This window comes from Agrobacterium sp. CG674, from assembly GCF_053521645.1.
Genome location: NZ_JBNWDZ010000014.1, coordinates 47,172 through 54,971 on the forward strand (window position 1 = coordinate 47,172; position 7,800 = coordinate 54,971).

General features: G+C 56.3%; 6 protein-coding genes. All 6 read left to right on the plus strand.

The features are described 5' to 3' along the window. Window positions 1–92 precede the first annotated feature (92 nt). The 6 genes from ACQZ51_RS22610 to ACQZ51_RS22635 all read left to right on the plus strand — a co-directional run bounded on the left by ACQZ51_RS22610 (window position 93) and on the right by ACQZ51_RS22635 (window position 7,489). Entirely contained in the window at window positions 93–1,037 is a 945-nt protein-coding gene (locus ACQZ51_RS22610; protein WP_448780750.1) for an ABC transporter permease, read from the plus strand. Continuing rightward, the gene (locus ACQZ51_RS22615) at window positions 1,034–1,852 is read left to right on the plus strand and encodes an ABC transporter permease (protein WP_113170315.1); all 819 of its coding nucleotides are present in this window, start codon (window positions 1,034–1,036) and stop codon (window positions 1,850–1,852) included. Before ACQZ51_RS22610 ends, ACQZ51_RS22615 begins: the two co-directional genes overlap by 4 nt. After that, window positions 1,849–3,477 (plus strand): ABC transporter ATP-binding protein, encoded by a 1,629-nt coding sequence (locus ACQZ51_RS22620; RefSeq protein ID WP_448780752.1) that lies wholly within the window; start codon window positions 1,849–1,851, stop codon window positions 3,475–3,477. Before ACQZ51_RS22615 ends, ACQZ51_RS22620 begins: the two co-directional genes overlap by 4 nt. 2 nt (window positions 3,478–3,479) lie before the next feature. Then, window positions 3,480–4,355, plus strand: coding sequence for a serine hydrolase (locus tag ACQZ51_RS22625; protein WP_448780754.1), 876 nt, complete (start codon window positions 3,480–3,482; stop codon window positions 4,353–4,355). 32 nt (window positions 4,356–4,387) lie between these two features. Continuing rightward, on the plus strand, window positions 4,388–5,932 hold the full coding sequence (locus tag ACQZ51_RS22630; RefSeq protein ID WP_448780755.1) for an ABC transporter substrate-binding protein: 1,545 nt from the start codon (window positions 4,388–4,390) through the stop codon (window positions 5,930–5,932). Between the two features lie 114 nt (window positions 5,933–6,046). Further along, a complete protein-coding gene (locus ACQZ51_RS22635; RefSeq protein ID WP_448780757.1) occupies window positions 6,047–7,489 on the plus strand; it encodes a M20 family metallopeptidase in 1,443 nt (480 codons plus the stop codon). Window positions 7,490–7,800 lie beyond the last annotated feature (311 nt).

Genomic DNA, 7,800 nt, shown 5'->3' on the forward strand with positions numbered 1-7,800 from the left:
ATTGCGCAAAAATCTCTCATCGCTCATAGTCTACCCATAAACAGCCGGTGACTTTGTAGATCCGGCCCCGCCAATCGTGTTCAGGGGAACCGATGATTAGATTTATATTCAACCGCCTGCTCATGGCGTTGCCGACCATGGTCATCGTTGCCATTACGGTCTTTGCGCTAATCCGATTCATTCCGGGTGATCCCGCCGCTCTCATGCTGGGCGACATGGCCACGCCGGATCAGATCGCCACCATGCGAACCGAACTTGGTCTCGACCTCTCGATGCCCCAACAGTTTCTGGTTTGGAGTGGCAATGTGCTGACCGGCGACTTCGGCCGCTCCATCGTTAACAACGAGGCAGTACTTCCGCTCGTCGTGTCGCGCTTCATGGTGTCTGCTGAAATCGTCATCATCGCCGTCATTCTGGCGAGCCTGATCGCAGTTCCAGCCGGCGTCATTGCCGCATGGCGACAGAACAGCGTCACCGATCTAGCGCTGGTCGGTACCGCAACGATCCTACTATCGATCCCGACCTTCTGGCTCGGCCTACTGTTGCTTTTGTTTTTCGGTCTCAAACTCGGCTGGTCGCCGGTGCTGGGATATGTGTCGATCAGCGACAATCTGGTTGGCGGCCTCCTCTATCTCGTGCTGCCGATCATGACACTTGTCATTCATGAGGCGGGTGTCCTGATCCGCATGGCACGCGCCTCTACGCTCGAAGTGTTGCGGCTGGATTACATCACCCATGCCCGCGCAAAAGGCCTGTCGGAAAGTGCCGTTCTCTGGAAGCACGCTTTCAGAAACGCCTTCGGTCCGACATGGACGATGATTGGCCTTATTCTCGGTAATCTTCTGGGTGGCATCGCGGTCATTGAAACGGTTTTCACCATTCCCGGTCTTGGACGGCTGATGGTCGATAGCATCTTTCAGCGCGACTACCCGGTCATTCAAGGATGCCTGCTGTTCGTCGCCTTCTCCTACGTCGTGGTCAATCTGATCGTCGATCTCCTTTATCCTCTGTTTGATCCGCGCGTGGTGGCAGAATGAAACATTTTACGCTCAATGGCCTGATCGGCGGCTTTCTGATTGCCATTCTTCTGATCATCGCAGCTGTCAGTTTGTTCTGGACACCATTCGATCCGATGAAGCTCAGCTTCACCGCTCGTCTCGCAGCACCGGGCCCACAACATCTGCTTGGCACGGACGAATTCGGCCGGGACGTTGTCAGCCGTCTGATGATTGGTGCACGGGCCAGCGTCTGGATCGGATGCCTGACCGTTGGTTTTGCCACCATCGCTGGGACGCTGATCGGACTGATCAGCGGCTATTCCCGCGGCTGGATCGATGGTGTCATCATGGCGATCAACAACGCACTGCTCGCTTTTCCCGGCATCCTGCTGGCACTCGGTCTGCTGGCTGTATTCGGTGCCAATCAATACGGCATCATCTTTGCGCTCGGCATTGCCTACACGCCATCCATGGCGCGCGTGGTGCGCGGTGCCGTTCTGTCGCTGCGTGAACGCGAATTCATCGAAGCCTCCAAGATCATGGGCAACAGCGAGATTTTCACCATGGTCAGGCACATTCTGCCGAATTGTCTGGCACCGATCACCGTTCTTGCGACGTCCATGTTCGGCTGGGCCATCCTATCAGAAAGTGCTTTGAGCTTCCTCGGTCTTGGCGTGCCACCACCGGCACCCACCTGGGGCAATATGCTGGCCGCTGGCCGACCCTTCATCGAACAGGCCGTCTGGCTCGGACTTTTTCCCGGCCTCTGCATCGCGTTGACATTGCTCGGCATCAATCTGCTCGGAGATGCGCTTCGCGACAAACTCGATCCCCGCATGAGAGGTTTGAAATGACACAGGAAAAACTTCTCAGCGTGCGCAATCTCTTGCTGGAGATTACCCATCGCGGCGTCGAGGTCGTGAAGAATGTCAGCTTCGATCTCGAACCCGGAGAAATCTTCGGGATCGTTGGGGAAAGCGGCTCCGGCAAATCGCTGGCAACGCGCGCTCTGATTTCACTTCTGCCGCCCGCCATCCGCAAAACCGGTGGCGATGTGACCTACAAGGGTCGCGACGTCACAGCGATGAGCGAGGCGGATTTGCGCCGCCTGCGGGGTGCCGAAATCGGACTAGTTTTTCAGGAACCTATGACATCCCTCAATCCGTCCATGACCATCGGTCGGCAGTTGGAAGAGGGCCTTACCCTTCACACCAAATATACGCCTGCTGAGCGGCGCGCCAAAATCCTTGCCATGCTCCAGCGTGTCGGCATTCGTGATCCGGAGGGGGCGCTCACATCCTATCCGCATGAATTTTCCGGTGGCATGCGCCAGAGGATCATGCTGGCCTCGGTAATGCTTCTGAAACCGGCCTTGCTGATTGCCGACGAACCAACGACAGCGCTCGATGCCGTCATCCAGCGCGATGTCATGGAACTGATGGTCGAGTTGACCAAGGCCGAAGGCACGGCTGTTCTGCTGATCAGTCACGATTTGCCGATGGTCGCTCGGTATACCAGCCGCATCGTAGTGATGGAAAAAGGATCAATCGTCGAGGCTGGAACAACAGAACAGATCCTTGAGGCACCAAAGCATCCCTATACCCGCAAACTACTATCTTCGTTGCCAATCCGCGGCGAAGTTCGGATAATCGATACGGCATCGCCACCGATAGTGTCCGCGAAAAACATCGTGGTCGATTATCCGGGCCGCAGATCCCTGTTGAAAAAGGGAACTGCCAAGCGCGCTTTGCACGGTGTGTCCATCGATATTCACGAGGGTGAGGTTGTTGCGCTCGTGGGTGGCTCCGGGTCCGGCAAGACCACGCTGGGTCGCACCATTGCCGGTCTGGTCAGCGAGACCAGCGGTGAAATCCTGTTCCAGGGTCGCAAGCGTGATGCCGATTGGCAGGATTACCGCCTGAACTGCCAGATGGTGTTTCAGGACCCCTATTCCTCGCTCGATCCGCGCATGACCATTCTGGCGCTGGTGGAAGAGGCGCTACGGTTGGTTCCCGGCATCAATCGCGCCGCCAAGAAGAAACGTGCCTATGAAACGCTGGAGGAAGTCGGTCTCGGTGCTGAATATGCCCTACGTTATCCGCACGAGCTTTCGGGCGGACAGCGGCAACGCGTGGCGATCGCCCGTGCGATTGCGCGGCGTCCCCGCTTTCTGATTGCGGATGAACCGGTGTCGGCACTCGACGTGACCGTTCGCGCGCAGGTGCTGTCGCTCTTTTCCGATCTGCAAAAACGCTACGGCTTCTCCTGCCTGTTCATCAGCCATGATCTCGGTGTTGTGGAACAGGTGGCAGACCGCGTGGTCGTCATGCAGGACGGTCGCATCATCGAAGAGGGCGATCGGAATACGATCTTCGACACGCCGAAAGAGGCCTACACGCGACGTCTGCTTTCGGCCATTCCCGCACTCGATCTCAACGAGACCGGCGGCGTCAAACTGAAATGGCGTCTGGAGAACTGAAAATGACAAACACCACGACAATGCAAAAACTGTCCGGCACCGTGGCCGAGCGCCTCAACGCCGTCTGCGACGCGCAGGATTTCGTCACCCGTTTTAGCATTCGCAACCTGCTGACGGGCGAGACCTTCGAGCGCGGCGCGGATGAGGAAACGCCATCGGCCAGCACTCGCAAGACATCGATCATGATGGCAGCGCTGAAAGCCGTCCATGAGGGCAGGCTCGATCTCGATGAGCGGATCACCTACGAGGCACGTTTTGCCGAAGAGGTAGCCAGCGGCATGTTCCGCTACATGACGCCCGGTATCATCATTTCGCTGCGCGACGCCATAACCGGCATGATGGTGCTGAGCGATAATGTCTGCACCAAGATGGTGTTCGAGCGGCTAACGCTGGAAGAGGTCGATAGCTACTGCAAGTCGATCGGTATGAGCGGCACGCATCACCGCTTCCTCATTCCGCCATTGGCTTTGTCGCCGGACCACACCTTGAAATCCGTGACGACGACGACGGCGCGTGATCAATTGTTTCTGCTCCAGACCATTCTCGACGCGCAGACATCGCCTGATGCCGCGGGCAGGTTGGGCTCTTCACACGAACTGTGCGCCTATGCTCTGCAGACGCTGAAGAGCCAGATCCTGCGTTACGCCATTCCATCCCGGCTACCTTTCGGCACCGTGGTTGCCCACAAGGGCGGCACCGGCAAACGCGGACGCATGAATGCTGGCATCGTCTATCGGGATGGTGCGCCGCTCTACATCATCACAGCCTTTACCGATCAAGTGCCGCAGGACATGCCGGATGGTACGCCGGGCTACACGATGTCTCTCGAAACCATCGGCAAGCTGTCTCGCGTTTGCTGGGACGCATTCCACGCTTGAACAACCATAAACGTCAACAAAAAGAGGGTAACATGAAAAGCATTCTTCTCGCCGCACCGATCCTGATGTCGCTGACCGGCGTTTCCGCCGCTCGTGACATCGTCATCGCGCAAAGCTCCGATCTGCGCAGTAGCAATCCGGGCGTCAACCGCGACGGCAACACGGACGGCGTCATTCTCCACATCGTCGAGGGCCTTGTCGGTTATGCCAACAATGGCGAGGTCAAGCCTTTGCTGGCCCAGTCCTTCGAGATGTCTGCCGATGGCCTGACCTATACGTTCAAGCTGCGTCTAGACGTAAAGTTTCATAACGGCAAGACGCTGACAGCCGAGGACGTGGTGTGGAACTGGAACCGCTACATGGACCCAGCAACGAAATGGACCTGTATCAAGGACTTTGACGGCAGCGGCACCGTAAAGGTTACGGGCATCAAGGCGGTTGATACACAGACCGTGACTATGACCCTGGAAAAGCCATCTGCCGTTTTCCTCGGTCTCATGTCGCGCCCCGAATGCGGTTACACTGGAATGATTTCACCGGATTCGGTTGCCGCCGATGGCACCTTCGACAAGCCCATCGGCACCGGGCCGTTTAAATGGGACCAGTGGAAAAAGGGCGAATATATTCACCTGACGAAATTCGATGGCTACGCTTCACCCGCCAATAATGGCGAGCCGGATGGAATGGTCGGCTCCAAGCGTCCGTTGGTCGACGGCATTAAGTTCATGGTCATTCCCGATGCCTCTACGGTGAAGGCCGGCCTGCAATCCGGTGTTCTCGACACGGCGGAAATTTCTCCCGACCTGATCCCTGAATTCGAAAAGAGCGAAAAAGCCAAGGTCATTGTTTCGCAGAACAACGGCAAGAACCTCTTCTACATCCAGACACGCGATCCGATCATGAGCAAGCCCGGCGTGCGCCGCGCTATAGCCATGGCGCTTGAGCTTGACGAACTGGTTGCCGCCGCATCCAATGGCACCGGCAAGGCGAATGGCTCCATGGTCGCTTCAGATTCCGTCTACTTCAGCGAAACCCAGAAAACGCGGCCTCCCTACGATCTCGAAGCGGCCAAGAAAGAACTCGCATCTTCCGGATACAAGGGGGAGCCGATCAGCATCATTGCCAACAAGCGTGGCAACGTACCGAGCTTCCCAGCTGCCGTCATCGCTCAGGCCATGCTTCAGCAAATCGGCCTCAACGTGCAGATCGAAGTTCTCGACTACGCTACACAGGTGGATCGGCGTCGTTCCGGGAACTATCAGATCATCTCGCAATCTGTCGCACCGCGTCTCGATCCGGCTTTGATGTACAGCTTCTATGTGGGAGACAAGGACAAAAACGCATCGCTGATGTGGGACAACCCCAAGGCAATTGCGTTGATGAAGTCCGCCTATGCCGAAATCGACACGGCGAAACGCCAAGCCATCTTTGACGAGTTTCACAAGCTGATGCTCGAGGAAATGCCTGGGATTTTCCTTTACGACATGATCGACGTCTGGGGTGCGACAAAGGCCTTGAAGGGCCGACCTGTCTGGCAGTCCAATGCTCGCCTCTGGGAAGTTTCCCTCGATAAGTAAGCCATGACGAAAGCCCGGGGCCGCGATGGTACGCGGCACCGGACTAACTTGCAGCTTGGCTAGTTCCTTTGCAAACTCGCTCCAAGACTGTCCATATTTCTCCGAGGATAAAACATGCCAGATACTGCCGCCTTGCAATCGCTCATCCAAACCGTCGATGCGCTGGCACCCGATTTTACCAATCTTAGCGACAGGATATGGGAGTTTTCGGAACTGAAATTTCAGGAGGTTCAATCATCGGACCTGCTGGTTGAAACACTGAGACAAAATAGATTTTCCGTTCGACAAGACATAGCTGGCATGAAGACGGCCTTCATCGGCGAGTATGGTCGCGGCAAGCCTGTCATTGCATTTCTTGGCGAATACGATGCGCTGGCGGGCATGAGCCAGAAATCGGGCGTAGATCAGCCAATGGCGGTCGAGGTGGACGGAAGCGGCCATGGTTGCGGCCACAACCTCCTGGGAAGCGGCTCGATGCTGGCTGCGATTTCGCTGGCAAAACATTTGGAAGCCAACGGTCTTCCCGGCACAGTGCGCTATTACGGCTGCCCCGGAGAGGAAGGCGGTTCCGGCAAGACATTCATGGTACGTGCCGGTGCCTTCGCCGATGTCGATGCGGCTATGACCTGGCATCCTGCACCCTTCAACGGTGTGCGCTCGACCAACAATCTTGCCGTTCTCGAATATTATTACCGCTTCAAGGGCGTTGCGGCCCATGCGGCAAATGCCGCACATCTTGGTCGCTCCGCACTGGACGCCGTCGAACTGATGAATGTCGGCGTTAATTTCTTGCGCGAGCACATGCAACAGGACTGCCGGGTCCACTACGCCATAACCGATGCAGGCGGACGCGCGGCCAATGTCGTTCAGGCCAAGGCCGAAGTCCTATACCTCGTACGAGCACCTGAAATGTCACAAGCGCTGGCACTGGCAGAGCGTGTTGATCAAGTCGCTCGGGGCGCGGCCATGATGACCGGGACGGAAGTCGAGATCATTTTCGACACGGCTGCCACCAATCTGCTACCGAACCTGACGCTGGAAAATGCAATCCACGACAATCTCGTCTCGATTGGTCCCGTGCCGTTCGATGAGGCCGATATAGACTTCGCCCGCAAGATACAGGCGACCTTTACCAACGAGGCAATCAAGAGCAGCATCCGCCTCTATCAGATCAAAAACGACGTCTTTTCGAACGATAAGATCGATGGTTCAACGCCGCTGCATCTCGGTCTGCGCGACTTCGAAGGTCAATCGCATTTCCGGGCAGGCTCGACCGATGTTGGCGATGTAAGCCGTGTAACCCCGACTGCGCAATGCTGGGCACCAACCTGGGCTATTGGGACAAATCCCCATACATGGCAGGTGGTTGCACAAGGCCAAAGCGCAGGCGCTCACAAGGCGATGATCCACGCTGCCAAAGCCATGGCAGCGACCGGGCTTGACCTTGCGACATCACCTGAGCTTTTAGCGCGCACTAAAGCAGAATGGCTGGAAAAGATAAAAGAAGAGCCATATGTCTGCCCTATCCCAGATCACATATCACCCGTTACCCAATAGTTTGTTCGGCATTCTAGACAGGCGAGGGCGTCGACTAAGTGATCTGAGGACGGCGAGCGATGTAGCTAGTGCGGGAATCATTCGTTCTTCAGCTGTGATACGAACTTTTGATGACTAGTCTCGCATGCTAATTGATCGTACGCCTGGACGGAGTACGAACTATCGAAACTCGGTTCGGTGGTTCTGTCTGTCTCAAATTATGTAATTTGGACGACTACTTGATTTTCACAGCAGCGGGTTTGGGCTGGCAAACTCGGTAGCTTTGATGCCAAAGCCATTCATTATGAGTTATTGCAACTTCGTATTCTTAA